Origin of the sequence: Arthrobacter sp. 754 (assembly GCF_040548695.1) — a bacterium.
Classification (GTDB): Bacteria; Actinomycetota; Actinomycetes; order Actinomycetales; family Micrococcaceae; genus Arthrobacter.
This window is the reverse complement of the sequence record NZ_JBEPSC010000002.1, coordinates 522,157-548,848: the sequence shown is the minus strand read 5'-3', so window position 1 is coordinate 548,848 and position 26,692 is coordinate 522,157. Positions and strand designations below refer to the sequence as shown.

23 protein-coding genes and 1 pseudogene are annotated in these 26,692 nt (G+C 65.0%); 13 read left to right on the top strand and 11 right to left on the bottom strand.

The window, feature by feature from the left end; all coding sequences use genetic code 11:
• Positions 1–12: 12 nt before the first annotated feature.
• From ABIA70_RS08020 to ABIA70_RS08010, 3 genes are all read left to right on the top strand, one after another.
• Complete coding sequence (locus ABIA70_RS08020; RefSeq protein ID WP_354147057.1) at positions 13–1,695, top strand: LCP family protein; 1,683 nt, start codon at positions 13–15, stop codon at positions 1,693–1,695.
• A gap of 75 nt (positions 1,696–1,770) precedes the next feature.
• Positions 1,771–3,021, top strand: a complete 1,251-nt coding sequence (gene manA, locus ABIA70_RS08015; protein ID WP_354147056.1) for a mannose-6-phosphate isomerase, class I — start codon at positions 1,771–1,773, stop codon at positions 3,019–3,021.
• Between the two features lie 3 nt (positions 3,022–3,024).
• The gene (locus tag ABIA70_RS08010) at positions 3,025–3,996 is read left to right on the top strand and encodes a lipid II:glycine glycyltransferase FemX (protein ID WP_354147055.1); all 972 of its coding nucleotides are present in this window, start codon (positions 3,025–3,027) and stop codon (positions 3,994–3,996) included.
• An 84-nt stretch (positions 3,997–4,080) separates the two neighbouring features.
• On the opposite strand, the gene glpX is transcribed toward ABIA70_RS08010, so the two are convergent.
• Positions 4,081–5,103: a class II fructose-bisphosphatase gene (gene glpX, locus ABIA70_RS08005; protein WP_181365305.1), complete on the bottom strand. Its 1,023-nt coding sequence runs from the start codon at positions 5,101–5,103 to the stop codon at positions 4,081–4,083.
• Positions 5,104–5,323: 220 nt separating this feature from the next.
• On the opposite strand from glpX, the gene ABIA70_RS08000 reads away from it, so the two are divergent.
• The 5 genes from ABIA70_RS08000 to ABIA70_RS07980 all read left to right on the top strand — a co-directional run bounded on the left by ABIA70_RS08000 (position 5,324) and on the right by ABIA70_RS07980 (position 10,694).
• Positions 5,324–6,004 carry a DUF4245 domain-containing protein gene (locus ABIA70_RS08000; RefSeq protein WP_354147054.1) on the top strand — a complete coding sequence of 227 codons (681 nt, stop codon included), beginning with the start codon at positions 5,324–5,326 and terminating at the stop codon, positions 6,002–6,004.
• A gap of 9 nt (positions 6,005–6,013) precedes the next feature.
• Complete coding sequence (locus ABIA70_RS07995) at positions 6,014–6,628, top strand: carbonic anhydrase (RefSeq protein WP_354147053.1); 615 nt, start codon at positions 6,014–6,016, stop codon at positions 6,626–6,628.
• Positions 6,629–6,704: 76 nt separating this feature from the next.
• Positions 6,705–8,126, top strand: coding sequence for a class II fumarate hydratase (locus ABIA70_RS07990; RefSeq protein WP_354147052.1), 1,422 nt, complete (start codon positions 6,705–6,707; stop codon positions 8,124–8,126).
• Between the two features lie 169 nt (positions 8,127–8,295).
• A complete protein-coding gene (locus ABIA70_RS07985) occupies positions 8,296–8,961 on the top strand; it encodes a TetR/AcrR family transcriptional regulator (protein WP_354147051.1) in 666 nt (221 codons plus the stop codon).
• Complete coding sequence (locus tag ABIA70_RS07980) at positions 8,958–10,694, top strand: MDR family MFS transporter (protein WP_354147050.1); 1,737 nt, start codon at positions 8,958–8,960, stop codon at positions 10,692–10,694. Before ABIA70_RS07985 ends, ABIA70_RS07980 begins: the two co-directional genes overlap by 4 nt.
• A gap of 245 nt (positions 10,695–10,939) precedes the next feature.
• Here ABIA70_RS07980 and ABIA70_RS07975 read toward each other — a convergent pair whose 3' ends face one another.
• Both ABIA70_RS07975 and ABIA70_RS07970 read right to left on the bottom strand, forming a co-directional pair.
• The gene (locus ABIA70_RS07975; RefSeq protein ID WP_354147049.1) at positions 10,940–12,481 is read right to left on the bottom strand and encodes an HNH endonuclease signature motif containing protein; all 1,542 of its coding nucleotides are present in this window, start codon (positions 12,479–12,481) and stop codon (positions 10,940–10,942) included.
• A gap of 212 nt (positions 12,482–12,693) precedes the next feature.
• Positions 12,694–13,248: a prepilin peptidase gene (locus ABIA70_RS07970; RefSeq protein WP_354147048.1), complete on the bottom strand. Its 555-nt coding sequence runs from the start codon at positions 13,246–13,248 to the stop codon at positions 12,694–12,696.
• Positions 13,249–13,308: 60 nt separating this feature from the next.
• On the opposite strand from ABIA70_RS07970, the gene ABIA70_RS07965 reads away from it, so the two are divergent.
• Both ABIA70_RS07965 and ABIA70_RS07960 read left to right on the top strand, forming a co-directional pair.
• Positions 13,309–14,103: a hypothetical protein gene (locus ABIA70_RS07965; RefSeq protein WP_354147047.1), complete on the top strand. Its 795-nt coding sequence runs from the start codon at positions 13,309–13,311 to the stop codon at positions 14,101–14,103.
• 48 nt (positions 14,104–14,151) lie between these two features.
• Positions 14,152–14,799: a GNAT family N-acetyltransferase gene (locus tag ABIA70_RS07960; protein WP_354147046.1), complete on the top strand. Its 648-nt coding sequence runs from the start codon at positions 14,152–14,154 to the stop codon at positions 14,797–14,799.
• Positions 14,800–14,971: 172 nt separating this feature from the next.
• Here the strand turns inward: ABIA70_RS07960 and phoH2 are convergent, their stop codons facing one another.
• The gene (gene phoH2, locus ABIA70_RS07955) at positions 14,972–16,399 is read right to left on the bottom strand and encodes an RNA 5'-3' helicase PhoH2 (protein WP_354147045.1); all 1,428 of its coding nucleotides are present in this window, start codon (positions 16,397–16,399) and stop codon (positions 14,972–14,974) included.
• A 307-nt stretch (positions 16,400–16,706) separates the two neighbouring features.
• Positions 16,707–17,468, bottom strand: coding sequence for an isoprenyl transferase (locus ABIA70_RS07950; RefSeq protein WP_354147340.1), 762 nt, complete (start codon positions 17,466–17,468; stop codon positions 16,707–16,709).
• Between the two features lie 236 nt (positions 17,469–17,704).
• On the opposite strand from ABIA70_RS07950, the gene trhA reads away from it, so the two are divergent.
• On the top strand, positions 17,705–18,346 hold the full coding sequence (gene trhA, locus ABIA70_RS07945) for a PAQR family membrane homeostasis protein TrhA (RefSeq protein WP_354147339.1): 642 nt from the start codon (positions 17,705–17,707) through the stop codon (positions 18,344–18,346).
• On the opposite strand, the gene ABIA70_RS07940 is transcribed toward trhA, so the two are convergent.
• The 3 genes and pseudogenes from ABIA70_RS07940 to mca form a co-directional block, all read right to left on the bottom strand.
• Positions 18,339–20,729 (bottom strand): thioredoxin domain-containing protein, encoded by a 2,391-nt coding sequence (locus ABIA70_RS07940; protein WP_354147044.1) that lies wholly within the window; start codon positions 20,727–20,729, stop codon positions 18,339–18,341. The genes trhA and ABIA70_RS07940 overlap by 8 nt on opposite strands.
• A gap of 115 nt (positions 20,730–20,844) precedes the next feature.
• Positions 20,845–21,147: pseudogene (locus ABIA70_RS07935) on the bottom strand (hypothetical protein); the annotation flags it as partial.
• A gap of 127 nt (positions 21,148–21,274) precedes the next feature.
• Positions 21,275–22,180 (bottom strand): mycothiol conjugate amidase Mca, encoded by a 906-nt coding sequence (mca, locus tag ABIA70_RS07930; RefSeq protein WP_354147043.1) that lies wholly within the window; start codon positions 22,178–22,180, stop codon positions 21,275–21,277.
• 162 nt (positions 22,181–22,342) lie between these two features.
• Here mca and ABIA70_RS07925 point away from each other — a divergent pair, with 162 nt between their 5' ends.
• Both ABIA70_RS07925 and greA read left to right on the top strand, forming a co-directional pair.
• Positions 22,343–22,801, top strand: coding sequence for a DUF4307 domain-containing protein (locus tag ABIA70_RS07925; RefSeq protein ID WP_354147042.1), 459 nt, complete (start codon positions 22,343–22,345; stop codon positions 22,799–22,801).
• 155 nt (positions 22,802–22,956) lie between these two features.
• Complete coding sequence (gene greA, locus ABIA70_RS07920) at positions 22,957–23,451, top strand: transcription elongation factor GreA (protein ID WP_108599142.1); 495 nt, start codon at positions 22,957–22,959, stop codon at positions 23,449–23,451.
• A 30-nt stretch (positions 23,452–23,481) separates the two neighbouring features.
• On the opposite strand, the gene ABIA70_RS07915 is transcribed toward greA, so the two are convergent.
• Genes ABIA70_RS07915 through ABIA70_RS07905 form a run of 3 tightly spaced genes read right to left on the bottom strand, consistent with a single transcriptional unit; the run spans position 23,482 to position 26,687 of the window.
• Positions 23,482–24,099, bottom strand: a complete 618-nt coding sequence (locus tag ABIA70_RS07915) for a rhomboid family intramembrane serine protease (RefSeq protein ID WP_354147041.1) — start codon at positions 24,097–24,099, stop codon at positions 23,482–23,484.
• Between the two features lie 8 nt (positions 24,100–24,107).
• Complete coding sequence (gene ilvA / locus ABIA70_RS07910; RefSeq protein ID WP_354147040.1) at positions 24,108–25,346, bottom strand: threonine ammonia-lyase; 1,239 nt, start codon at positions 25,344–25,346, stop codon at positions 24,108–24,110.
• A 3-nt stretch (positions 25,347–25,349) separates the two neighbouring features.
• Positions 25,350–26,687, bottom strand: a complete 1,338-nt coding sequence (locus ABIA70_RS07905) for an AI-2E family transporter (RefSeq protein WP_354147039.1) — start codon at positions 26,685–26,687, stop codon at positions 25,350–25,352.
• Positions 26,688–26,692: the final 5 nt, after the last annotated feature.

Genomic DNA, 26,692 nt, shown 5'->3' with positions numbered 1-26,692 from the left:
GGTATCCGGAAGATGTCCAGAAGCGAACTGCAGCAGCCCACAGCCGGAATGTCCATGACGGATCCCGTGCGGTATCCCTCCGCGGCCTCGGAACCAGTTCGGACCAAACGGGCCTTCATCCTTGTCCTGATGACCCTCCTGGTGCCCGGCAGCGCCCAGATTGTGGCCGGCGACCGCAGGACCGGCCGCATGGCCCTGCGGGTAACCCTTGCCGTCTGGGCCCTGCTGGTGGCCGCCGTGCTGCTGTTGGTCCTGAACCGGGCCCTGCTGATCAACATCATCACCAACCAGTTCGCCTCCCTCCTCATCATCCTGGTCCTCCTGGCCCTCGCACTGGGATGGGCCCTGCTGTTCCTCAACACACTCCGGCTGATCCGCCCGGTCCTGCTGGCCTCCAAAGCCCGTCCCGCCGTCGTCATCGCACTGGTCCTTGCCCTGGTCCTGAGCAGCGGAAGCCTGGCATACGCGGCGTACCTGCTCAATGTTGGCCGGAACGCGATCGGCAGCATCTTCTCCGGCGGACCTGCCATCGATCCTGTGGACGGACGCTATAACTTCCTGATGATGGGCGGCGACGCCGGCGACGACCGCACGGGCCGGCGCCCGGACAGCCTGTCAGTGATCAGCGTGGACGCCAAGACCGGCCAGTCCGCCATCATCTCCATTCCCCGCAACCTCCAGAACGCACGGTTCAGCGAGGACTCCCCGATGCGGAAGATCTACCCCGACGGCTACGACTGCGGTGATGAGTGCCTCATCAACGCCGTCAATACCGAGGTCACCAATAAGTACAAGGACCTCTATCCCGGTGTGGAAGACCCGGGCGCGCAGGCCACCCTGGAGGCGGTTTCCGGCACCCTCGGAATCAAGGTCCAGGCCTACGTCCTGGTGGACATGGACGGCTTCGCGAAACTCATTGACGCCATGGGCGGCATTCGGATCAAGGCCGGCGGCTGGGTTCCGATCAGCGGCGAGACCATTGATGAAGCCAGCGGCATCCACGGCATGCCGCTGGGCTGGATCCCGGCAGGCGACAATACCCTGGACGGCTTCCATGCGCTCTGGTACGGCCGGTCGCGCGAATTCGTCGACGATTACGCCCGCATTGCCCGCCAGCAGTGTGTCCAGCAGGCCATGCTCAAGCAGCTGGATCCGGCCACGCTCCTGTCCAAGTTCGAGGACATCGTCAAGGCCGGCACCAAGGTGGTGGACTCGAACATCTCCTCGTCGCAGCTTGGAAGTTTTGTGGACCTCGCCATGAAAGCCAAGGGCCAGGACGTCAAGCGGCTCACCATCGGGCCACCCGATTTTGACGCATCCTTCTCCACGGTTCCCGACTTCGACGTCATCCACGACAGAGTAGGCCAGCTGCTCGCCTCGGCGTCGGGACCCCAGGCTGCCGCGCAGGTGCAGGAAACCCGGGCCCGCGGCGCGCAGGCCGACTCGATGCTCCAGTCATCGGCAGCGGGCGGACGCATGCAGGCCTCAGGCCAGCTGCCGGCCGCTGCCCCGCCCGCAGCGGGATGGAACCCCGCCCAGCAGAGTCCGGCGCCGCCGTCGGACTTCACACCCGTGACCACAACGCCCGACGGCGAGCCGATCACCGAGGAGTTGCTGAACCAGCTCAAGAGCGAAGGCAACGAGCAGGCGCTCCGTGAACTGGTGGCCACCAACGGCCAGTGCGCACCGCTGTAAGGTTCGCTGCCCGCTCCACCGACAGAAACCGACTGCAAGCCCGTAGGCCTTAAGACCAAGAAATGGATCCCAGCCGTGTACGAAATTGAAAATGCCCTCCGCGATTACGCCTGGGGCTCCACCACGGCCATCGCTGACCTCCTGGGGCGTCCCGAGTCCGGCAACCCGGAAGCCGAACTCTGGATCGGGGCCCACCCGGGCGACGCTTCCCTGGTCCGCCGGCCGGACGGCTCCGACATTCCGATGGATCAGCTGATCGCCGAAGATCCGGAGCATTTCCTGGGCAGCGAATCCGTGGCCGAGTTCGGCCCCCGGCTTCCATTCCTGACCAAGATCCTTGCTGCTTCCCAGCCGTTGTCCCTCCAGGTTCACCCCAGCATTGAGCAGGCCAAAGCCGGATTCGCAAGGGAAAACGAAGCAGGTGTCGGGCTGGATGAGTACCACCGCAACTACCGCGATGACAACCACAAGCCGGAGATGATTTTCGCGCTGACGCCGTTCGAGGCATTGTGCGGATTCCGCCCGCCCGCCCAGACCCGCGAGATCCTGGGCCAGCTGGCGACCGCCTTTGATCCGGCAGAGACGGAAATCCCGCCCCTGCTCACAGAGCTGCTGGAGGATCTGTCCGATCCGAGCGAAGAAGCAGGCCTCCGGAAAGCCTTCGAACGGCTGATTTCAGGCGGCGAGGCCGTTTCACATGCAACGGCCGCAGTGGCGGAAGCGTTAATCTCGAGGGCGCCGTCGATGCCCTACCAGAATGAGCTGTCCACGGTTCTCAGCCTCAACGAGAAGTACCCCGGCGATCCGGGCGTCCTGATCTCGCTGCTGCTCAACAGGATTTCCCTGGCCCCCGGCGAAGCCGTCTACCTTCCGGCGGGAAATGTGCACGCCTACCTGCATGGCATGGGAGTGGAAGTCATGGCTTCCTCCGACAACGTGCTCCGCGGCGGTCTGACGCCGAAGTTCATTGATGTGCCCGAACTCCTGCGCACAGTGGAGTTCAAGCCGGTGTCCGTGCCGATGCTCACCCCCGAAATTTCCGGTCTCGGCCAGGAGCTCTATCAGCCGCCCTTCCGTGAGTTCCAGCTTCAGCGGATCGAACTGGCTCCCGGGGGCGCTCCGGTTCCCCTGGCACAGGCCGGTGCCGCCGTCCTGATTGTGGTTCAAGGAGCCATCTACCTCGACTCCCCCAAGGGGGACCTCCAGCTGGCGCGGGGCGGCAGCGCCTTCCTGCCGGCGTCGGAAGCTCCGGTCAATGTCCACCCCGTTGCAGGGTTGGACGAACCGGCCGTTGCTTTCTCCGTAACCACTTCCATGAGGGCCTGACCGGTGGAGTATTTCCTGCAGACTGCGGCCTGGGCGGACACGCTGTCCTCGCTCGGCCGCACCATCCATCAGCAGTCCGGCCCCGGTTGGAGCTTCCTGGCAGTCGAGGAAAAGAATGCCGCCGGCAAGGTACTGTATGCGCCGTACGGGCCAGTCGCCTCTTCTGCCGCCGCGTTCGACGCCGCCCTCGCGGCTTTGGTGGAAACGGCACGTTCCTGCGGGGCCGTGTTCGTCCGCATCGAGCCTGTTTCTGCCGGTCTCGAGCTGACGAACGCGGCCGCGGAACTGAAACGTCGCGGCCTGCGGCCCGCGCCGGTGAACCAGCAGCCTGAACTCACGTGGCTCGTAGATCTCGACCGTGATTTCAAGGAGGTCCTGGCAGAGATGAAGCCGGTAAACCGGAACCTCTACCGGAACATCCACAAAAAAGGGGTGACGTTCCGATCCTCACAGGATCCGGACGAAATCGGGATCCTGCTCAACTTCCTCCACATGACGGCCCGTCGCAACGGCTTCAAGCCCCAAAGCGACGAGTACCTGACCCAGGTCGCGGCGTCCCTGATGCCGGCCGGTGCGGCCACGCTGTTCGTTGCCGAGCTTCACGGTGAACCCATTGCGGCGGCCCTGGCCTACGATTCCGCCGACACCCGCACTTACGCCCACGCGGCCCTCGATGACACCCACCGCAAGCTCAGTGCCGGCATCCCGCTCCTGGTGACGCTGATGGCCGACGCCAAGGAGCGGGGCCTGAAGCACGTGGACCTGTGGGGTGTTGCCCCGGCCGATGCGCCGGACCACAAGTGGGCAGGTTTCACCGCCTTCAAGAAGTCCTTCGGCGGCTACGAGGTGGCGTACCCGGGCACCTGGGACCTCCCCGTGAAGAAGCTCCGCTACGGCGCATACCAGTCGGCCCGCAAGCTCAGGGACAAGCTGATGTCGTTCAAATCAGTCCTTCGCGCGCGAATGGCAAAGTAGCACTGAGTTCGGCCGAACCACCAACAACTGAGGCCCTGGATCCGATTGGATCCAGGGCCTCAACTGTTCACGGCTGGGGGCCGGTCAATTCTTGCGGGCGTAGCCTTCCCATTTGCTGGCCTGGTGCTCACCGTCGACAAAGCGGATGGTGCCGGACTTGGACCGCATCACGATGGACTGCGTCAGGACCGTGTTCTTGGAGTAACGGACGCCCTTGAGGAGGTCGCCGTCGGTGATGCCGGTGGCGGCGAAGTAGCAGTTGTCGCTGGAGACGAGGTCGTTGGTGGAGAGCACTCGGTCCAGGTCGTGGCCGGCGTCGATGGCCTTCTGCTTCTCGTCGTCGCTGGTGGGCCAGAGGCGGCCCTGGATGACGCCGCCGAGGGACTTGATGGCGCAGGCTGCAACGATGCCTTCAGGTGTGCCGCCGATCCCCATCAGGGCGTCGACGCCGGTGCCGGAGCGGGCTGCGGCGATGGCGCCTGCCACGTCGCCGTCCATGATGAACTTGGTCCGTGCTCCGGCTTCGCGGATCTCTTCGACCAGCGGGCGGTGGCGGTCGCGGTCCAGGATCATGACGTTGAGCTGGTTGACCTTGACACCCTTGGCCTTGGCGATCAGGTGCAGGTTCTGCTTGACCGGCAGGCGGAGGTCAACCATGTCGGCAGCTTCGGGGCCGGTGACGAGCTTTTCCATGTAGAAAACGGCGGAGGGGTCGAACATTGATCCGCGCTCAGCGACTGCCAGTACAGCCAGTGCATTGTTGATGCCCAGCGCGGTCAGGCGGGTTCCGTCGATGGGGTCCACTGCGACGTCGCACTCCGGGCCGGTGCCGTCGCCGACGTGTTCGCCGTTGAAGAGCATGGGGGCTTCGTCTTTTTCGCCTTCGCCGATGACCACAACGCCGTTGAAGTGGACGGTGCCAAGGAAGGAACGCATGGCGTCGACGGCGGCGCCGTCGGCCTTGTTCTTGTCACCGAAGCCCACCCAGTGGCCACCGGCAATGGCCGCGGCTTCGGTGACGCGGACAAGCTCAAGTGCGAGGTTGCGGTCCGGCTCGTCGATTCCCACAGCCAGGGACGGTGAGATCGTGGAATACTGCTGGGTCATGGGCGTAGGTGACACGTGAACCTCTTCTTCGAGTGGCGATCATTGGACCCGCTCGGCCGGATTCAGCCAATGCGGTGATTCCTCTGGTTCTGATCATAGTCGTGGCGCCCCCTTCCGGTCGCGGCATGACGTGGCCCCGCAACATGGACCTCAGCCTCCGGACCGAAGGCCCGAATGTGAGTTGGGCCCGTCCATGCGCGACTATAGAGGGGTGAGCGAAATGCAGGAAAAAACCAACCCGGCGCAAGATCCCTCCGACTCCGGAGGCCAGCGCGAGGATGTCAATGCGGGCCACGCCGGCCCCGTACGCCCCGTGATCCCGGCTGCCGCCGCAAAGCGGGCCAATGCATCCGTGATCGGCATGATCGTCGCCCTGGTTGTCAGCATCGCCGCGTTCCTGCCCATCGTTTTGATGAATCCGCTTCCCAAGAGCGATGGCTTCCGCCCCGATATCAATGTCAGCGAGGTGGCACGGAACGCTGCGGATGTGGCGGGATTCACACCGGTGGCGCCGGAAACAGGCGGCACCTTTACGTCCAACTACGCCCGCTGGGAGTCGGGCAGCGGCAGCGGGGTCCCCACCTGGGAGGTGGGCTTCCTGACACCCAAGGATTCCTTCATCGGCATGGTCCAGACCCGTCAGCCCAACCCCACCTGGCTCGTCCAACAGACCAGAAGCGCCCCCGTCACCGGCAAACGCAGCGCGGGTGGACAGGAATGGGAACTGCGGGACACGGGCAAGGGTGAGAAGAGCATGGTGCTCAATTACCGCGGGACCACCGTTGTCCTGACGGGAAGTGCCCAGCTGGACGAATTCGCTGTCCTGGCCGCCGCCGTCGTGAAGTCCATGGACGCCGCCCCGGCCGTCACAGTTTCGCCCTCTCCCGGTACCGCCCAGTAAAGTGGGCGCGTGGCTACCTACCTCACCCCCGCACTCGCCTGGCGCCGACTGCGCGAAGGCAACGAACGTTTCGTCAACGGCGAATCCTCACACCCGAACCAGGATGCTTCCCGCCGGTCCTCACTCGTGGAGAACCAGCATCCGTTTGCCGTGATCTTCGGCTGCTCCGACTCCCGGCTTGCGGCGGAAATCATCTTCGACCTCGGCCTCGGCGATGCCTTTGTGGTCCGCACGGCCGGCCAGGTGATTGACGACGCCGTCCTCGGGTCACTGGAGTACAGCGTCAGCGTCCTGGGTGTGCCGCTGATCGTGATCCTGGGACACGACAGCTGCGGCGCGGTCAGCGCCACCAAGGACGCGGTGGAGACCGGGCAGATGCCCACGGGATTCATCCGCGACCTCGTCGAGCGCATCACCCCCTCGGTACTGACATCCATCCGGAATGAGCAACACGAGGTCAATGACATGGTGGTGGAACACACCAAACAGACTTCCCAGCGCCTCGTGGACAGCTCACGTGTGATTTCGGACGCAATCGAAAAGGGCCGGGCCGCAGTCATCGGCCTCTCCTACAGCCTCGCCGAAGGCAGGGCGAACGTGGTTTCGGGGATCGGCGAGCTCTAGGTTCGCGCGTGGGCGCAGCCCGTAGCATGCGGTTCACGGTTTTAACCCCGGCCGCCAACCGCCCTAAGCTAGCCCCATGACTTCCACTGAAGAATTCCGCATTGAACACGACACGATGGGCGAAGTCCGCGTCCCCGTGAACGCCCTGTACCGTGCACAGACGCAGCGTGCAGTTGAAAACTTCCCCATCTCCGGCAAGACCCTGGAGCGCGCCCACATCGAAGCGCTCGCCCGGGTCAAGAAGGCGGCCGCCCAGGCCAACGCTGAACTGGGAGTGCTCGACGGCGAGCTCGCCAAGGCAATTGCCGACGCTGCCGATGAGGTAGCCGCCGGCAAGTACGACGGCGACTTCCCCATCGACGTCTTCCAGACCGGCTCCGGCACGTCCTCGAACATGAACACCAACGAGGTCATTGCGGAGCTGGCCAGCCGCGCCCTCAAGGCCGCCGGCAGCGACAAAGTCGTCCACCCGAACGACCACGTCAACGCCTCGCAGTCGTCCAACGACGTCTTTCCCACGTCCGTCCACGTGGCCGCCACCTCGGCCCTGATCAACGACCTCATCCCTGCACTTGGTTACCTGGCCGAGTCGCTGGAGCGCAAGGCCGTGGAGTTCAAGGACGTCGTCAAGTCCGGCCGCACCCACCTGATGGACGCCACCCCGGTCACCCTTGGCCAAGAGTTCGGCGGCTATGCAGCCCAGGTCCGTTACGGCATCGAGCGCATCAACGCCTCGCTCCCCCGCGTTGCTGAAGTACCGCTGGGCGGCACTGCAGTGGGCACCGGCATCAACACCCCCGCCGGCTTCCCGGAGCGCGTCATCGAACTGCTCGCCACCGACACCGGACTCCCCCTGACGGAGGCCCGCGACCACTTCGAGGCCCAGGCAAACCGCGACGGACTCATCGAAGCGTCCAGCCAGCTGCGCAACATCGCGATCTCCTTCATGAAGATCAACAATGACCTCCGCTGGATGGGATCCGGCCCCAACACCGGCCTCGGCGAAATCGCCATCCCGGACCTGCAGCCGGGCTCCTCGATCATGCCGGGCAAGGTCAACCCCGTCATCTGCGAGGCATCCATCATGGTCTGCGCGCAGGTCATCGGCAACGACACCGCCATCGCCTGGTCCGGCACCAACGGCGCCTTCGAGCTGAACGTCGGCATTCCCGTCATGGCCGCCAACCTGCTCGAGTCCGTCCGCCTGCTGGCAAACACCAGCCGCGTCATGGCTGACAAGATGATCGACGGCATCACCGCCAACGTGGAGCGCGCCCGCTTCCTGGCCGAGGCTTCCCCCTCGATCGTGACGCCGCTGAACAAGCACATCGGCTACGAAAACGCGGCCAAGATCGCCAAGAAGTCCGTTGCCGAGGGCCTCACCATCCGCGAGACCGTCGTCGCCATGGGCTTCCTGGAGCGCGGCGAACTGACCGAAGAGCAGTTGGACACCGCACTGGACGTCATGTCCATGACGCGCCCGCCGCACAAGGCATAGTTCCCCACCGCATCCCTTACGTACGACGTCGGCCGCCCACCTTCCCCGCGAAGGTGGGCGGCTGACGTCGTTAACCGGCTCTTGCACAGAACACTGAGTCTGGATCCGCATGTGAGTCTGGATCCGCAAGAAATTGCACTTTTTTCAAATTAGTGCAAATATATACTTTATGAATGAAAGTGCAGTTATGGAAGGCGGACTCCGCGAGCGGAAGCGCGCGGCCACGCGTGCCGCGATCACCGCCGTCGCGCGGAAACTGACCGCCGAACGGGGATTGCACGGCTATACCGTGGAGGAAGTCTGCGAGCAGACGGACATATCCCGCCGGACGTTCTTCAACTACTTCCCCACCAAGGAAGACGCCATCCTTGGCCACGTGGACGACGAAATTCCGCATGACGTCATCGAGGCATTCGTTGCCCGTGGCGGGTCGTCGGCGCCCGGCGATATCTCCCCAACGCTTTTCCAGGACCTGGTGGCCCTCTCCCTGGATCTGTCCGAGAACATGGCCGCCTCTGAAGAGGAAACCCGTCAGCTGATCGGCGTCATCAAGAAGGAACCTCAGCTGATGCTCCGGATCATCGGCGCCACCGAGGAACGCGAGGCGGAATTCGCCCGCGTCCTCTCCCTCCGCGAAGGCGTGGCCCCTGAACATCCGGTGGTCCAGATGGCCGTGGTCCTGCTGGGAAATATTGCCCGCAAAAGCAGCTGGACCTACTTCTCCGAGGGCAATACACGCCCGTACCGGGAGCTGCTGCTGGAGAACATCTCCGCCGCCCGCCAGCTCTTTTCCCAAAACTTTGAAGAACCCTTACCCGCAGAAGGACACTCATGAGCACCACCGTCAGTCCCAAGGCAGCGGCCGGGCCGCTCCTGCTGACCCAGAAACGCATCCGGATCATTTTCTCCGCGCTCATTGCCGGCATGCTGCTCTCCAGCCTGGACCAGACCATCGTTTCCACGGCCATGCCCACCATCGTGGGAAAGCTCGGCGGCGTGGAACACCAGGCGTGGATCACCACCGCATACCTGCTGGCCACCACCATCGTGATGCCGATCTACGGAAAGTTCGGTGACATCCTGGGCCGCCGCAACCTGTTCCTGGTGGCGATTGCCCTGTTTACCCTGGCCTCCGTTGGCTGCGCATTGGCCACCGATTTCTGGGGTTTCGTGATCTTCCGCGCCATCCAGGGCCTGGGTGGCGGCGGGCTGATGATCCTATCCCAGGCCATCATCGCCGACATCGTGCCTGCCAAGGACCGCGGCAAGTACATGGGTCCGCTGGGTGCCATCTTCGGGCTCTCCGCCGTCGCCGGCCCGCTGCTCGGTGGCTTCTTCGTGGACCACATGACCTGGGAATGGGCCTTCTACATCAACATCCCCATCGGCATCGCTGCCTTCGCCATTGCCTGGTTGGCCCTGACACTGCCGAACAAGAAGGCCGAGAAGCGGATCGACATCCTGGGCGTTTTCCTGCTGTCCGCCGCCACCACCTGCCTGATCTTCTTCACCGATTTTGGTGGCAAAAAGGACGAGGGCTGGGACTCACCCCTGACCTGGGCGTTCGGCGCCGGGCTGGTGGTCTCTGCCGCCGCGTTTGTCCTGGTGGAACGCCGCGCGGAGGATCCCATCATCCCGCTCAGTCTCTTCAGGAACCGGATCTTCGTCAACGCCACGGCCATCGGGTTCACCTTGGGCCTGGGCATGTTCTCGGCGATCGCGTTTGTGCCCACCTTCCTGCAGATGTCCTCGGGCACTTCCGCGGCCGAGTCAGGCCTGCTGATGCTGCCCATGATGGTAGGCCTGATGGGCACTTCCATCTACTCGGGAATCCGGATCTCAAAGACCGGCAAGTACAAGATGTTCCCGATCCTTGGCGCGGCCTTCACCATGGCAGCCATGCTCTGGATGACAACCCTTACGGCGGCCACCCCCATCTGGGTCATCTGCATCCAGCTGTTCATCTTTGGTGCAGGCCTGGGCCTGATCATGCAGGTGGTGGTGCTTGTGGTGCAGAACTCCGTCCCCGCCGACCAGATCGGCACAGCCACCAGCACCAACAACTACTTCCGCGAAGTCGGCGCGGCCATGGGTGTCGCGGTTTTCGGGGCAATCTTCACCAACCGGCTGTCCGAATCCCTGACCACTGCGTTCACGGGGGCCGGCGCGTCGGCTGAGCAGGCCTCCCGGTCCACCAGCACCCTCGATCCGCAGGCGTTGAGCCAGCTTCCGGAGCAGCTGCGGGACGCCATCGTCAACGCCTATGCCGAGTCCTTGGCCCCGGTGTTCTGGTACCTCATACCGTTCATCGCTGCGGCCCTGCTCCTGGCCATCACCCTCAAGCAGATTCCGTTGTCTGACACAGCCGGAATGGTGGCCCGCGGGGAAGCTGTGGGCGGCGAGGAAGCCGATCGGCTGGAAGCAGAGCACCTGGCCCTGCTTCATGGGAAGTCTGAGAAGGCACCCGCTCCCGGGCATCCCGGGCACAACGGTACTTCGGACGTTGCTGCGGGCCACGGCTCAGAGGTCATGAAGGACGACGACGAACTGGCCTCCCAGCCGCAGTGATCGGAGCGGTCGGTTGACTGGGATGGCCCGTTTGTTGGACCAAGCGAATTGACGGGGCGGGGCAGCTGAGAGGGCCAGCCGACCGACCGGGCCAGACGACTGAAAGGCTAAGCCGTCAACTCCCTGGCTCACGCAGCACAAACAGACCCGCAGGGGCGCCGCAATCTTTGGGGGTTGCGGCGCCCCTGTTGCGCGTAAGGCTGCCCAGCCTGAGCGTTACGCGTCCCGCACGGGTCTACGGCGATTCAGGGATCTGGGCGTGGCCGCGCTTCGGCGAAGCTGGACTGAAGACTGCTTAGCTCCTGAAGCAGGCGTTCCGGCCAATGTGGTGGTTCCCAGTCGGGTTGTTCACTGGCGTAGTGCTTGCCGGTGGGTGAGATCCAGCCCGGCGGTTCGTGTTGGGTGGCCGGGCCGGGTGTCCAGCCGCCGGTGTGCCGAAGCCGGTGATGTTTCGGGCAGGGCTGGGCCAGGTTGGTGATGCCGGTGGTGCCGCCGTGTGCCCAGGCGAGCAGGTGGTCTGCTTCGTTGTCCAGGGACTGGTTGTGGCAGCCGGGGAACGGGCATTTCCCGTCCCGCATCCGCAGCCATTGGCGTTGGGCTTTGGTGACCGGGTAGCTGGACCGCCCGATCTCCAGCGGCGCCCCGTCCCGCGGGTCGATCAGGACCCGGTGGAAGGAGGCGGCGCCGTCCGCGATGAGCCTGCGTGCCATGGTGACAGGGACCGGCCCGAACCCATCCAGCATCGCCGGTTCATCCGTGGCGCCAAGGAGGGACATGATGGGCACGGTGATCAGGACCTGCGCCCGCGGTGAGGGCACCCGCCCCGCGGCACTTCCGTCCGTACCGCCGGCCATTTCCCCCATGCCGCCGGAGCCGGCGGTGAGGTTGTCACCCTCACCGCCGGGAAGCAGGGTGCCGGCGTCGCCATAGAGGAGCAGGGTGGCGGCGTCGCCACAGAGGAGCAGGGTGGCGGCGATGTCGGCACGCATCTGGGTCATGGTGCGGTCCTCGTCCGGGCCCTGCAGCGCGCGGGCGTCGGCGGTGGTGCGGTTCCAGATCCCGGCGGCCTGGTCAGCGGGCAGGTACGCCGAGAGCCAGGCCATCCCGTCACGGTCCGGCCGGTACTCCAGCCGACGGTCGGCCACACTCCTGGTGTGGCGTTTTTCGATGCTCACCGGGTGGTGCCGTTCCCGCCAGATCCGGGCCTTGTGCCGGAACCGGGAGGCGACGAGTTCCCCGGCCGGGCAGCCCCGGTTGGGGTTCTCCGCCTCGGGGTCCAGGAAATGAGCCTCCACCGCCTGAACAGCAGAAGCGTCCAGGTTGGCGGTCTCCTCCACCATGACCCGTGCGTGCTGCCGGGAGAGGGAACCGGCCGTGAGCGCAGAAAGTGTCTGAGGCAAATCAGTGGTCAGGGCCTGGGATTCGGCCAGCAGGGCCCCGGCGGTCCTTTCGCTGACGGCCAGGGCACACGCGACCTCAGCAACCAACGCCATTTCCCGGGCAGTGGCCTCCTGCGGCGACTGCGCCGGAGGAGCCAACGCGGTGGAGACTTCGACTAAATCCGCGAGGACCCGGACCTTCTCAGCAGCGGTCCGGGCCTCGAGCCGTGCAATCCCGGCCAGCCGGTCCAGGCAATGATCCTTCCGCCAGCGCAAAGGATCCGCCGGGAAAAGTACCTCATCCGGGGACTCGTTCCCGCCGGCGCCGCCATGACCGAGACGGGCCGCGACGGGGGCAACGGCGGAAGCCATGCGCTCCAACACCTCGTCCGCCGTCATGCTTTCCATACCCCCATCATCCTGCGGGGCACCGACAATTACGGTGCGGATTAAGCCCTATGTGGATAACCCGGGAAACTGGTGCCAGCACAGTAAACAAGCTGGTGACCGGGTGACCAAGTCGCCTCAGCGCGACCTTCACTGCGATCAGGCGGCGCGCCGGCTTGGGGTCCGAAGCTTCCGATCGGTCCGGGGGACTTCTTGCCCCGGTGCTGCCCGCCTCAGGCAGGCAGCAACATGGCTGCCGCCGCACCGGCCAGCATAAACGGGCCGAAAGGTATGGAGGACTTCAAGGTGCCTCGCCGTGCCGCCAGCAGGGCAATGGACCAAACCCCACCCAGCAGGAAGGCGGCGAAGGTGCCGGCGAAGACATGGCCCCAGCCGAGGTAGCCCAAGTACATCCCCAGGACTCCGGCCAGCTTCACGTCGCCAAATCCCATCCCTGGCGGGTAGACCAGCCGCAGGACAAAGTAGAAGACCCAGAGGACCGCTCCCCCGGCGAGGATCCGGAGTGCAGGTACACCCAGGATTTCCGCGCCACCCTCAGGCGCGGCCCCGGGCGCGGGACCGGCTACAACGAGGACGACAGCGGCAGTCACGAGCAGGACGCCTGCCACAGCGTAGGACGGGAAGACGATGCGATTGGGCAACAGGTGATGGCGCACGTCGATAACGGTCAGCCGGGCAGCCATCACCACAAAGTAGAGGCACGCTGCCAGGACAAGCCAGAAGGCCAGCGGGGCCACATCCCAAAGTTCGTCCAGTCGTCGGATCACCCCTCGGATGCTACTGGATTCCGCCCTCACGCCGCAGCGCCCCACGCGTAAACTGTGGATATGTCGACATGGGACACCAGGCGCCGGCCGGATCCGGACCGCGGCGACGCTGCCGGGGACCTGACCACAGTGTTCCGGAACCTCTGCAGGTCGTCACCGTGGAAATGGCAGAGCCTGCGCTTCGAGTACTGGGACGAGCCGTTTGCCGACGCCCCCGACCCCGCATCGCCCCTGGTGCGTGCCTGGCTGCGACGGCCGGGCGCACTGCGCCTTGAAACGGCTGACGGACTTGTCCTCCACAGCACCACCGGAATTAATGATTCCAAGGACGGGTTCTACGTCAGCGCCACACGGAAGTCGTGGCTGCTGCCCCCGCAACTGGTGGCGCCTGTGTACGACGACGGCGGGCTGGTCAGGCGCCGCCCCGAGGCGGCGTACGGCGAACCAGGCTTCGGTAACGGCCGTTTCTCGGCAGCCCTCGATCCGGTCGAGCTGGCCGGCAACGCTCCGGTCCCTCTTGAATTCCCTGGCAGCAACGCCGTGGAAGTCAGCGATGTCCGGCACATTGACCACGAAGGACGGCCCGCACTTGAGGCTGTCGTGTCTCCCACGGCTGCCTATCGCCCTGCTGATCCTGCCGCCCCGCTGTGCCAGGCTGGCAGAAACCGGGTGCGGATAGATCTCGAGACGGCCGTATGTGTAGCCAGCCAGTCTTTGGAAACCGCTACGACGGACTACGGACACTGGCTTCGGATCATTGCGGTGGACGAGTACATGCTGGACGACCTTTTCCTGGCAAAGTCAATGAACCTCACTGACGTCCGGCGGCACATCAGCTGGGACGTCTCCGCCTGAGCAAGCCTGGGGCAAGGAGTGCGGAGGTCAGTGGGCTAGGCTTCCCTGATGACCGCGCTGACTTCCCTCTGGCCCGTGTTTGGCCTCACACTGCGTACACCGCGGCTGACCCTGCGGCCCATAACCGACGAGGATATTCCGGCGGCTGTCGCGGCCGCCCTGAGTGGAGTCCACCCCCAGGGCCGGAATCCCTTCAGTATTCCCTGGACTGAACTTCCCGCGGAGGAGCTGGGACCCAACATGGCACGCTGGTACTGGCGCTGCCGCGGCGGGTTCACCCCTGAAGACTGGACGCTGCTCCTGGGGATCTGGCTCGAAGGTGAGTTCATCGGCTGCCAGGACATCGGCGCGAAAGACTTTGCAACGCTCAAGACCGTGAGCACGGGTTCATGGCTCAAGCAGTCGGTCCAAGGCCAGGGGCTGGGCAAGGAGATGCGCACCGCCGTCGCGCTTTACGCGTTTGACTGGCTGGGCGCAGAAGTTGCGGAGTCCGAAGCTGCCGTGTGGAACGCGGCCTCACTGGGTGTGTCCCGCGCACTTGGCTACGAGCTCAACGGCATCACCCGGAAGTCCTGGGGCGGCGTCATGGAGGAAGTCCAGAATGTCCGCCTCACCCCCGCCACCTTCAAGCGCCCATCCTGGACCCTCAAGGTAGTAGGCCACGAAGCAGCGGCCAAGTTCCTCGGGACTGACTGACCCGCCATTCGAGGAGGGACTCGGGCCTTCTCGTAGGAGCGCATCGCGGCGCATCGGCCGCCGGAGGTCGCTCAGCGACCGTCGCGGCCCTATGCGTTGTGTCTAAGCGACGGAGAAGGGCCGTGGCCCGACGAACGGAACCACGGCCCCTGGCGAACCGTACCCCACGAGCTCAGATCTCGGCGCCCTCCAGAAGCTCAGTGACGAGGGCGGCGATGGGCGAGCGCTCGGAGCGGGTCAGCGTGATGTGGCCGAAGAGCGGGTGTCCTTTCAGGGTTTCGACGACGGCGGCGATGCCGTCGTGCCGTCCGACGCGCAGGTTGTCGCGCTGGGCGACGTCGTGAGTGAGGACGATCTTGGAGTTCTGGCCGATGCGGCTCATCACCGTGAGGAGGACGTTCTTCTCAAGTGACTGAGCCTCGTCCACGATCACGAAGGCGTCGTGCAGGGAGCGGCCGCGGATGTGGGTCAGCGGCATGACTTCGAGCATGCCGCGGTCCATGACTTCCTCGACGACTTCCTGGCTGACCAGCGCGCCCAGGGTGTCGAAAACCGCCTGCGCCCACGGGTTCATTTTCTCCGACTCGGAGCCTGGCAGGTAGCCGAGTTCCTGGCCGCCCACGGCATAAAGCGGACGGAACACAATGACCTTCCGGTGCTCGCGGCGCTCGAGGACCGCCTCCAGGCCTGCACAGAGGGCCAGTGCGGATTTGCCGGTGCCGGCCCGTCCCCCGAGGGAGACAATGCCGACGGCGGGGTCCATCAGCATGTCGATGGCCAGGCGCTGCTCGGCGGAACGGCCGTGCAGGCCGAAGACGTCGCGGTCCCCCTTGACCAGCCGGACCTGTTTGTCGGAGCCAACACGGCCGAGGGCGGAGCCGCGGTTAGAGAGAAGCACGAGGCCGGTGTTGACGGGCATTTCGGCAGCGGCCGGGATGAAGACCGGCTCGTGGCCGTAGAGCGTGGAGATCTCTTCCTCGCTGGCCTCCACCTCCGCGATCCCTGTCCAGCCGGAGTCTTTCACCAGTTCGTTGCGGTACTCGTCGGCGGTAAGCCCCATGGCGGATGCCTTGACACGCATGGGCAGGTCCTTGGACACCACCGTCACGTTGCGGCCCTCGTTGGCCAGGTTCTTCGCCACAGCCAGGATGCGGCTGTCATTGTCACCGCTGCGGAACCCCAGCGGCAGTACCTCGGCGGAAATATGGTTCAGTTCCACCATGAGGGTGCCGCCGTCGTCCCCGATGGGGATGGGCTGGCTTAGTCCGCCGTGTTTGACCCGGAGATCATCGAGCAGCCGAAGTGCCTTGCGGGCAAAGTAGCCCAGCTCAGGGTCGTGCCGTTTTCCCTCAAGTTCGGTGATCACAACAATGGGAACAATGACCTCGTGTTCGGCAAAGCGCAGCAGCGCCCGCGGATCGGAGAGCAGAACGGACGTGTCGATGACGAAGCTGCTAATGGTGGCTTCCCTTCCGGAGACAACAAAACCGGCCGCAGATCGTTCGTCTGCTGAACCGGTTTGGGGGGTAACTCGCGCGGCGCGAGAGGTAGCTTTCTGTCCCTCGGAAACAACCTCGGGCAGTAGTTCAGAAGTAGCCACATCGACTCCAGCCCCGGGCGCACGCCCGGAATTGTTATTGGTGAGGCGGTTCGGCCTGAAGGCCGGATCCGGCCTCCCATACAACCGGTGCGAAAATTCGCTCCATGTACTGGCCTCCCCGAACAGCCGGCGGTTTTGCCTGCTGATGGTTACAACGTAAATCCACAGCCAATAAATTCCCCTTTCATCCGTCGGCGATTCTTGTTGCCGGCCGGTAAATTCCGGATGAACGGCGACGCTCTGGCGCAAAAGAGGCCCTGGCGCCAAAGTCGATCAGGTGCCTTGAACGATCAGGCGCCAGGGAAGCTCAGGTGCCGAAGCGGCGTTGCCTGCCGGCGTAGTCCCGGAGGGCGCGAAGGAAGTCGACCTTACGGAAAGCAGGCCAAAGTGCCTCGCAGAAATAGAACTCGCTGTACGCGCTCTGCCACATGAGGAAGCCGGAAAGGCGCTGCTCCCCGGAGGTCCTGATCACCAGGTCCGGATCAGGCTGGCCCCGGGTGTACAGGAAGCGGGAAATATCGTCCACGGACAGGGTGTCAGCGAGCGCCGAGATGTCAGAGCCCTTGGCGACGGCGTCGTGCAGCAGCTCTCGCACGGCGTCAACGATTTCGCGGCGTCCGCCGTAGCCCACCGCCACGTTGACGTGGATTTTTTCATGGACTGGCGTCCGGGCCGTGAGCTTGTTCAGCCGCTCCGCCAGGTAGTCGGGGAGGAGTTCAGGCGCGCCCATGGCGTTGACCGAGATGTTGGCGTCCTCGTCCAAACGGTCAAGGGTGTTGGCGATGATTCCCATCAGGAGATCCAGCTCTTCCGAGGAGCGGCTCATGTTGTCCGTGGAGAGCATGTAGAGCGTGACAACTTTGACGCCAAGCTCCTGGCACCAGCCGAGGAATTCGTGGATCTTATCCGCACCGGCCTGATGGCCCTGGCTGGTGGGCGCGTTGAACTGCTTCGCCCAGCGGCGGTTGCCGTCCACCATGACGCCGATGTGTCTGGGGATCCGGTCCCCGGCGAGATCCCTGAGCAGCCGCCTCTCGTAGAAGCCATAGAGGAACCCGGGCAATTCCACGAGGAGATTCACCTGACTTCCGTTGCTGTTCGACGGCATTGCACATCCTAGGCTACCGTCCGGGGCATGTGCGGGGGCGCCAAGGCCCACGCCAAGGCCGAGACTTTCTTTGTTACTCGTTGGTAACTTACGCTGCCGGACGATATTCTGGAGCCATGAACAGCCAGACCCCCGACGGCCGCCGCGCCACCGAATCCGACCGCGGCCAAGGCCCCGTGGATGACGCAGCAGTGCGGCTGGCGGAACTCCTGATGATCAAGCCCAAGTGGCGGGGCTGGATCCACACCATCACGGCGCCCCTTGCCCTTGTTGCCGGCATCGTCCTGGTGGTCCTGGCTCCCACCACGGACCGCAAGGTCACCTCGGCCATCTACGCCGCCACCGGGGTCCTGCTTTTTGGCATCAGCGCGATCTACCACCGCGGCAACTGGTCCCCCGGTGTGAAGATTGTCCTGAAGCGCCTGGATCACACCAACATCATGCTGGTCATCGCCGGCAGCTACACTCCCCTTGCCTGGTCCCTGCTGGAGCGGCCCAAGGCTGTCCTGCTGCTCTGGGTCATCTGGTCCGGAGCGATCCTGGGGGTCCTGTTCCGGCTGCTTTGGACCGAAGCCCCCCGCTGGCTGTACGTGCCCATCTACATAGCCCTGGGCTGCGGATCGCTGTTCTACCTCCCCGAGTTCTTCGCGGCGAGCGTCCCGGCGGCCATCCTCATCTGTGCAGGCGGCATCCTCTACATCACGGGGGCCGTTTTCTATGCCCTCAAGAAGCCCAACATCAGCTATGAGCACTTCGGGTTCCACGAATTGTTCCATGCGCTGACGGTGCTCGCGTTCGGAGCCCATTTCGCGGCGATCCTGATCGCTGTCCTCAGCTGACGCTGCCGAACTCCCGAAGCAGAGTTCGCAGGTCTTCCAGTGTTCCGACGGGGCGTTCGCACACCATGTCCCGGCACAGGTACACCAGGGGTGCTCCGCCGGGACCCCTGGGCCTTCCCGCCAGCAAAGGGACGGGCCCGCCCCCGGAAGCCGCGCCCGACGGCGGGACATCAGCGCCGCCGTCGGCCGCCGCACCGGCGTCCTCTGCGCTGTCGTTCCCTGCGCTATCGTTCTCGGCGCTGCTGTCCTCGGCACCGTTGGCCGCACCGGCGTCCTCCAGTGCGATCACCAGTCCCGGGCTTGCGGAGTTCAGCAGCTCCCGGTGCAGTGCCGTCCTTTCGGGACTGTCAGGCCCGACGACGGCGGCCTCCACCGGTCCCGCAAGGGCCGCCTGGGCGCTGGCCAGGAGCCAGCCGGCCACCCGGGGTGCCCGGCTTGCCAGCGGCGGCAGGAGTGAGAGGACGTTTTCGGCCAGGCGGCGGTGTTCGGCTGAACCGGAAAGGGCCGCGTAGCTGAGCAGCGCCCCGGCGAAGGCGGCGGCACCGCTGGGCGTGGCGTTGTCGAACGGGTCCAGCCCGGACTGTCCGCCCTGGGCCGCAAGAACCTGGCCCGAGCCTCCGGCACTGTCGACCAGCCGGCCGTCCACCACAAAGCGATGGCAGGCCGCGAGCACCAGCTTTTCCGCCAGACGGTACCAGTGTGGGCGGCCGGTCACGGCGTAGAGGGCGACCAGTCCTTCAGCGTAGAAGGCGTAGTCCTCCAGCAGCCCGCCAATGCCGCGGGCTGTTCCGGCATGCGACACCCTGACCAGCGCCGGCGCACTGTTCGCGGACCCGCCAGCGGGTGGGTGAACATCAGACAGTCCAGCAGGCTTCCAGTGGACACGTTCGAGGTACGCAGCGATCGACTCTGCCGCTGCCACGAGATCGTCACGGCCCAGGACCGCCCCGGCTTCTGCCAGGGCTGCCACCGCCAGCCCGTTCCAGCCTGCCACGATTTTCCCGTCCCTGGCCGGCTGCGGGCGCAGTTTCCTGGCGGCAAGCAGGGCCGGCCGCGCCCTCGCCCAGAGATCAGCCGCAGCTCCGGACAGGGGGCCCGCAGGGTGCAGGGGCGAGCCGTAAGTGGACACGGTGCCCGCCTCGCCTACGTTCATCAGGCCGGCAACTGCGGCGCCGTCCTCCGCGCCCAGTACTCCCTGAAGCTCTCCAATGGTCCAGAGGTAGCTGGCCCCCTCGTGGTGCTCGCCGTCCACCAGCGAATCGGCGTCGAGGGAAGAAGCGAGCGCCTCGGGACGGGACCGTTCCCCGGGGTCCGTGCCTTCAATAAGGGTGCCGGCGTCCGAACCTGCGGGCGTGGTCCGGGCGTTAAGGCCCAGGGAACCAAGCATCCAGTCGGCCGTGCGGGCAGCCACCACTCCGGCCTCGTCCGCGGAAAATACGTCACTGCCACCCAGCCGGATCCAGTGGACATAGACGCGCAACAGCTGCGCATTGTCATAGAGCATCTTCTCGAAGTGCGGCACTGACCAGTCCCGCGTCACCGAGTAGCGGGCGAATCCCCCATCCAACTGGTCAAACAGCGCAGACCGGACCATGGCTGCCAGCGTCCGGCCGGCCATGCCCCGGGCGGCGTCAGCAGTACCGGACGGGACCGCCGCATGCCGGATGAGGAACTCCAGAACGGCCGACGGCGGGAATTTCGGCGCGGCGCCAAAGCCGCCGTCGGCCGGGTCTTCTGAGCGCGCCAGCGACGCAACCGCGTCAGGCAACACATCCGGATCCAGCAAGGGTGCGGGCCCGGCAACGGTCACTGCCGCCGCGAGCTGCGCGTCTCCCAGGCCTTCGGCGAGTATCCGCGCGTTCTCCTCGACGGCATCCCGGCGGTCCCGCCACGCATCCTCTACAGCTTCAAGCACCTGGCGGAAGGAGGGCCGCCCCGGCATCGGGCGGGGCGGAAAGTAGGTCCCGGCGTGGAATGCCCGGCCGTCGGGGGTAAGGAACACGGACATCGGCCAGCCGCCCTCGCCGCTGATGGCCTGGGTGGCGGCCATGTACACCGCGTCAACGTCGGGGCGTTCTTCGCGGTCCACCTTGATCGGCACAAAATGCGCGTTCAGGTAATCGGCTGTGGCCCGGTCCTCGAACGATTCGTGCGCCATGACATGGCACCAGTGGCAGGCAGCATACCCAATGGAAAGGAAGACCGGTACGTCGCGGGAAGCCGCGGCATCGAAGGCCGCTTCGCCAAATGGCTGCCAGTGCACGGGATTGTCGGCGTGCTGGCGGAGGTACGCGGAGGGTTCAGCGCCCAGCAGGTTCTGCCCCGGGGCCAGGGGTCCCGGGCGGGCGCGGTCCCCCGCGTCAGCGTTCTGCGCGGCCTGCATCGCCGTTCGATTCGGGGGCTGCGGGCCGTCCAGCAGCTGCCGGCCCGGCTTGGGTGTGGGCTTGGGTGTGGGTCCCGGCCTGCCCGTAGGTGTCAGCATCCCGGAAGGCTTCACCCTCACCGGCGTCAGGAGCCTGCCCGGTGTCAGCACCTTCACCGTAGATGGCAGCTTCTTCAGCTTCAATGTCAGCGGCCTCGGCCGCAGCCTGGCGTTCTTCCTCCACCTGGGCGCGGTAACGGACGCGGCGGATGCGGCGGACCATGTCCACAATCAGCAGCGTCGTGGCAAGGACGAAGAAGGCCGTCATGATGAATCCCCACAGGCCGGGCGTGATCTGGTCCTCGGAGATGCCTTCACGCAGCCCGGGCGTGGGCAGGGGCGAGGGGGTGGCGGCCAGGCTGAGGAGCAAGTGATGCACGGTTTAAACCTTCTGTGGAAACTGGTGGGCAGCCGGCGACGGGTTCCGGACGCTGGTTCCGGCCACGGTCCAACGGACCTGGTTCACCCCGCTGCTTTTCTACACGGCATAGAACTACCTGCCGTCTCTATCTTAGCCCGGCAAAAAGATCCTTTTCAGGGAATTCGACGGGAACCCGTGCCTCGATCAGCGAGTAGTCCTCCCACGGCCAGACCTTGCGCTGCAGTTCCGGTGAGACGGCGAAGAAGAACCCCAGCGGATCCACCTGCGTGCGGTGTGCGCGGAGGGCGTCGTCGCGGGCCTCAAAGTAGTCCCCGCAGTCGATCTGCGTGGTGGTGGGATGGGTCCCCGGCGGCGGGGTGTGGCCTTCGGCATCCGTTTCCAGCCATGCTGCCAGCCGCTCGGCGTAAGGGGACTGGAGGCCGGCCTCTTCGAGCGCGAAATGCAGTGCCCGGAACCGCTCGGGACTGAAGGCCCGGTCGTAGTAGAGCTTGCTGGGTTCCCAGGCGGGCCCGGTTTCCGGGTAGCGGTCCGGGTCACCGGCAGCTTCGAATGCCTCTACCGCCACGCGGTGCGCCATGATGTGGTCCGGGTGAGGGTATCCGCCGTTCTCGTCATAGCTGATGATCACCTGCGGCCGGAATTCACGGACAAGCCGCACCAGGGGCGCCGCCGCGCGCTGAAGCGGCTGGACGGCGAACGATCCTGCGGGCAGTGGCGGCAGCGGGTCGCCCTCGGGCAGCCCCGAGTCGGCGAAACCGAGCCACCGCTGCTTGATGCCCAGGACCTTTGCGGCCTGTTCCATTTCCAGCCGCCGGGCCCCTGCCATGTCCCGTTTGGGGTGCGGTTCGCTTTCCATGGCGGGGTTCTGGATATCGCCGCGGGCCCCGTCCGTGCAGGTAGCAACCATGACTTCCACGCCGGAGGCGGCGTACATGGCCATGGTGGCCGCACCCTTGCTGGACTCGTCATCCGGGTGCGCATGTACGGCGAGCAGCCGGAGCGGAGCCGGAGTTTGAGGGGACGCTGTCATCGGAGGACGGCTCCTTATTCTTCTGTGGCCGCAGGGACGGACACTGGACTGAAGGTGACTGACACGGAACTTATCTCAGGGGGTTGGCTGACCGGTTGTGACCAGTGGGGCCAGCGAGCCGGACCGGCCGGTCCTGGCCCGGATCCGAACTAAACTGGACTGGTGACTACCCAGGATCAGCCCAGAGTGTCCCCGCCTGCAGACACTAGCCTAGCCAATCGTTATGGCAGTAAAAAGCAGCCCCTGCCCCGCGCGGCCAAGCGCGGCATCGCGGTAGGTGCGTTGGCAGCCGGGATTGGTTTTTTGGCCTGGGTTTCCACGTCCTCGGCCGGTTCCGATGTGACCTTCAAGGACATCGGTTTCAGCACCATCGATGCCACTGCGGCCGACGTCGATTTCCAGGTCACCAGGGAACCCGGAACGGCGGTCAAATGCGCCGTCAAAGCACTCGACTCCAAGTTCGCCGTGGTGGGCTGGAAAGTGGTGGACATCCCGCCCGGCGAAGCGAACGCAACTGCCGACGGCGGCAGGACTGTTTCCCAGCGCGTGTCACTGCGAACTGAGTCCCTGTCCGTTTCGGGCGTGGTGGACAGCTGCTGGATTCCCGACGGCGGCAAGTAGCAGAATGTGATCTGCACCGCTTACCCGTTGGGATAAATCCACAGTATTGACTACAATGAATCAATACCTTTACCCCGCTGAGCTGGTTACTGAGTTCCACAAGTGGCCACCGTGGCGGGGTTCTTTTGCATGTATCACCACTAGAGGAGAAGTCCGTGTCTACCACCAACAGCGCGCCTGCAGCCTGGCTCACCCAGGAAGCTTTTGACCGCCTGAAGGCAGAGCTGGACCACCTTTCCGGCGCTGGCCGTGCGGATATTGTCCAGAAGATTGAATCTGCCCGGCAGGAGGGCGACCTCAAGGAAAACGGCGGCTACCACGCTGCCAAGGAGGAACAGGGAAAGATCGAAGCCCGGATCCGCCAGCTGACTGCCCTTCTGCGTGACGCCCATGTAGGCGAAGCCCCTGCGGATGACGGAATTGTCGAGCCCGGCATGCTGGTCGTTGCCAGGATCGCCGGCGACGAAGAAACGTTCCTCCTGGGATCCCGCGAAATCGCCGGTGACTCAGATCTGGACGTCTTCAGCGAAAAGTCACCCCTCGGGGCCGCGATCGTCGGCCACAAAGAGGGCGAGAAGCTCAGCTACACCGCCCCTAACGGCAAAGACATCACGGTGGAAATCCTTTCCGCCAAGCCCTACGTGGGCTGAGAATTTAACGCCAAAAGACGCCGGTCCCCGTCAGGGGGCCGGCGTTTTGGCGTTTCCTGGCCGCAGCAGCAGGGCAGCAACCACTCCGCCCAGGGCCCCGCCGAGGTGCGCCTGCCATGAGACATAGCTGCCCATGATCGGCAGAACACCCAGCAGGATGCTGCCGTAAACCATGAACAGGACAACGGCGAGCAGGATCTGCCGCCAGCTGTGATTGAAGAACCCCCGCACCAGGAGGAAAGCGAACAGCCCAAAAACCAGTCCCGAGGCGCCCACGGTGATGCCGCCGTCGCCGATCAGCCACACGGTCAAGCCTGAACCCAGCCAGCTGAACGCCAGTGCCGTCATAAATACCCGGAGACCTGAGAGGAATACCAGGAAGCCGAAAACGATCAGCGGCAGTGCGTTGGAGAGCAAGTGGTTCAGGTTGGCATGCAGCAGCGGGAAGGTCAGGATGTCCAGCAGGCCGTCCGCGGACCGGGGCCTGAGCCCAAACGTCCGGTTCAGGGCGTGCAGGGTCAGCATGTTGAACACTTCGATCACAAACAGCAGGACAACAAACCCGCCGGACACCAACAGTCCGCCCTTCGCCCTTGAGGCGGTGGTTTCCCTGTCGCGGGGCTTTCCGTCCCCCAGTGCCTCCAGCATGGCTGCTCCTAATGCACCACGATGGGCTGGAAGCCCTCCGCACGGAGGGCTCCCAGCACCTGCTCGCAGTGCTCGTGGCCTTTGGTTTCAAGGTTTACCGTGATGGAGACGTCGCCCATGCTGATGGAGCCGCCCACACGGGTGTGGTCCAGGCCGGTCACGTTCGCATCGTTTTCAGCGATGATGCGGGCGATGGTCGCCAGGGAACCGGGCCGGTCATCCAACATCATCCGTACCGTCATGTAGCGTCCGGCGGCGGACAGGCCGCGCTGGATCACCTTCAGCATCAGCATGGGGTCGATGTTGCCGCCGGACAGGATCACCGCTGTGGTGCCCGGATTCTCGATCTTGCCGTCCATCAGCGCGGCCACACCCACAGCTCCGGCGGGTTCCACCACCATCTTTGCCCGTTCAAGCAGGAAGATCAGCGCCCGCGCCAGGGAATCTTCGCTGACTGTGACGACGTCGTCCACAAGTTCGCGGATGATGCTGAAAGGCAGCTGCCCCGGGCGTCCCACGGCGATGCCATCAGCCATCGTTGAGACCCTCTTCAGCGGAACCAGGGCGTCCGCGGCCAGCGACGGCGGGTAGGCCGCGGCGTTTTCTGCCTGGACGCCGATGATGCGGATGTTCCGGCCCAGTTCGCGGGCCCTTGCCTTGACCGCAACCGCCACGCCGGCCAGCAGCCCGCCGCCGCCCACGCCCATCAGGATGGTGTCCACGTTGGGGATCTGCTCGAGGATCTCCAGACCGATGGTCCCCTGGCCGGACACCACGTCAACGTTGTCGAAGGGGTGCACAAAGACCATGCCGGTTTCGTCGGCGTAGCGCTGCGCCTCGGCGAGGGCTTCATCGACGTTGTGGCCGTGGAGGACAACCTCGGCGCCGTGGCTGCGCGTGGCAGCGAGCTTGGGCAGGGCCACCCCCAGCGGCATGTAGATCCGTGCTTTGATGCCGAGGCTCTTGGCGGCTACAGCAACGCCCTGGGCATGGTTGCCGGCCGAGGCAGCAACAACGCCGCGTTTTTTCTCCTCGGGAGACAACTTCGCCATCCGGACATACGCTCCGCGGACCTTGAAGGACCCTGCCCGCTGCAGGTTTTCGCATTTGAAGTAGACCTCGCCGCCCACCATGGCGCCGAGGGCCCGCGACGATTCAACCGGGGTCCGCATAATAATCCCCTCGAGCAGCTTCTGCGCCTCCAGGACATCGTCCAGCGTGACGGGAAGGGTATCGAGGGTGTTCACGGACTATTCTCCTTGGTTGGATTCGGCTCCTGCGCCCGGGCCGGTGGTGCCTGCCCGGACGTCCGGATTGGATGCTTCGGTGCTGGCTGCGGCGTCCCTGCCGCGGCCGGACCGGATGCCTGGTAACCGGACATCCCTGATGGTGTTATCTGATTCCGGCCCATGCGTCACAGGCCCTTCGGGCGTTGCCAGCACTTGTTCATGTTCCCACGTTCTGGCGGCGATGTAGCGAATCGCTGAGTTTGCTACGGCGAGGATGGGAACGGAGAAAAGGGCGCCGGGGATGCCGGCGAGGTAGGATCCGGCCGCCACGGACAGGATGACGGCGACCGGGTGAAGCGCTACGGCCTTGCCCATGACGAGCGGTTGCAGGATGTGGCTCTCGAGCTGCTGGACCAGCAGGACGATGGCCAGCATGATGAGGGCGTTGACCGGTCCGTTGGCCACCAGGGCGAGGAGGACAGCCACCGCTCCGGTGACCAGCGCTCCAACGATCGGGATGAAGGAACCGATAAACACGAGCACGCCCAGCGGAAGAGCCAGGGGAACACCGATGATGGCGGCACCTGCGCCGATTCCCACCGCGTCCACAAAGGCTACGAACATTTGGATACGGGCGTAGCTGACCATCGATGCCCAGCCCTTGCGGCCGGCGCCGAAGGTTGCCGCGCGGGCCGTCCGGGGCAACAGCCGGACCAGGAAGGCCCAGATCCGGTCACCTTCGAGGAGGAAAAAAATCGTCACGAACAAGGCAAGTACCAGTCCTGCGGCAAAATGCCCTGCAGTGCTTCCGAAGGAAAGGGCGCCGCTGAGGATACTGCTGCTGTTGTTTTGCAGGGCAGCCGTTCCCTCCTGCAGGTACTGATCGATCTGGGCTGCCGTGAGATGCAGCGGACCATCGGCCAGCCAGCCCTGGATCTGCTGGATCCCGGTCAGGGCCTGGCTCCACAGTTCGCTGAACCCGGCAACAAGCTGGCGCCCCACCAGTGCAAGGGAGCCACCGATCAGTCCAAGGAATCCCACAACGGTAATGGCCACCGCCGCCCCGTTGGGCAGCCCCCTCCGCCGCAGCCAGCCGACCACCGGACTCAACAGGCCGGCAAGGAGAGCGGCCACCATCACCGGAATGATCAGGAAGCTGATCCGGCTGAGCAGCCAGACCAAGGCACCTGCCACCAACAGGATGAGGCCGATCCGCCAGGCCCACGACGCCGCGATCCGGACTCCATACGGAATGTCCTGGTCAAGCTCCCGGTCCCCGCGCACGCGCGGCGGACGGGCTTTTCCAACCGCTTGGACGGCGGTCGATGGTGATGGTGTGGCATCCTCGGCTGGCGTCATAGCCT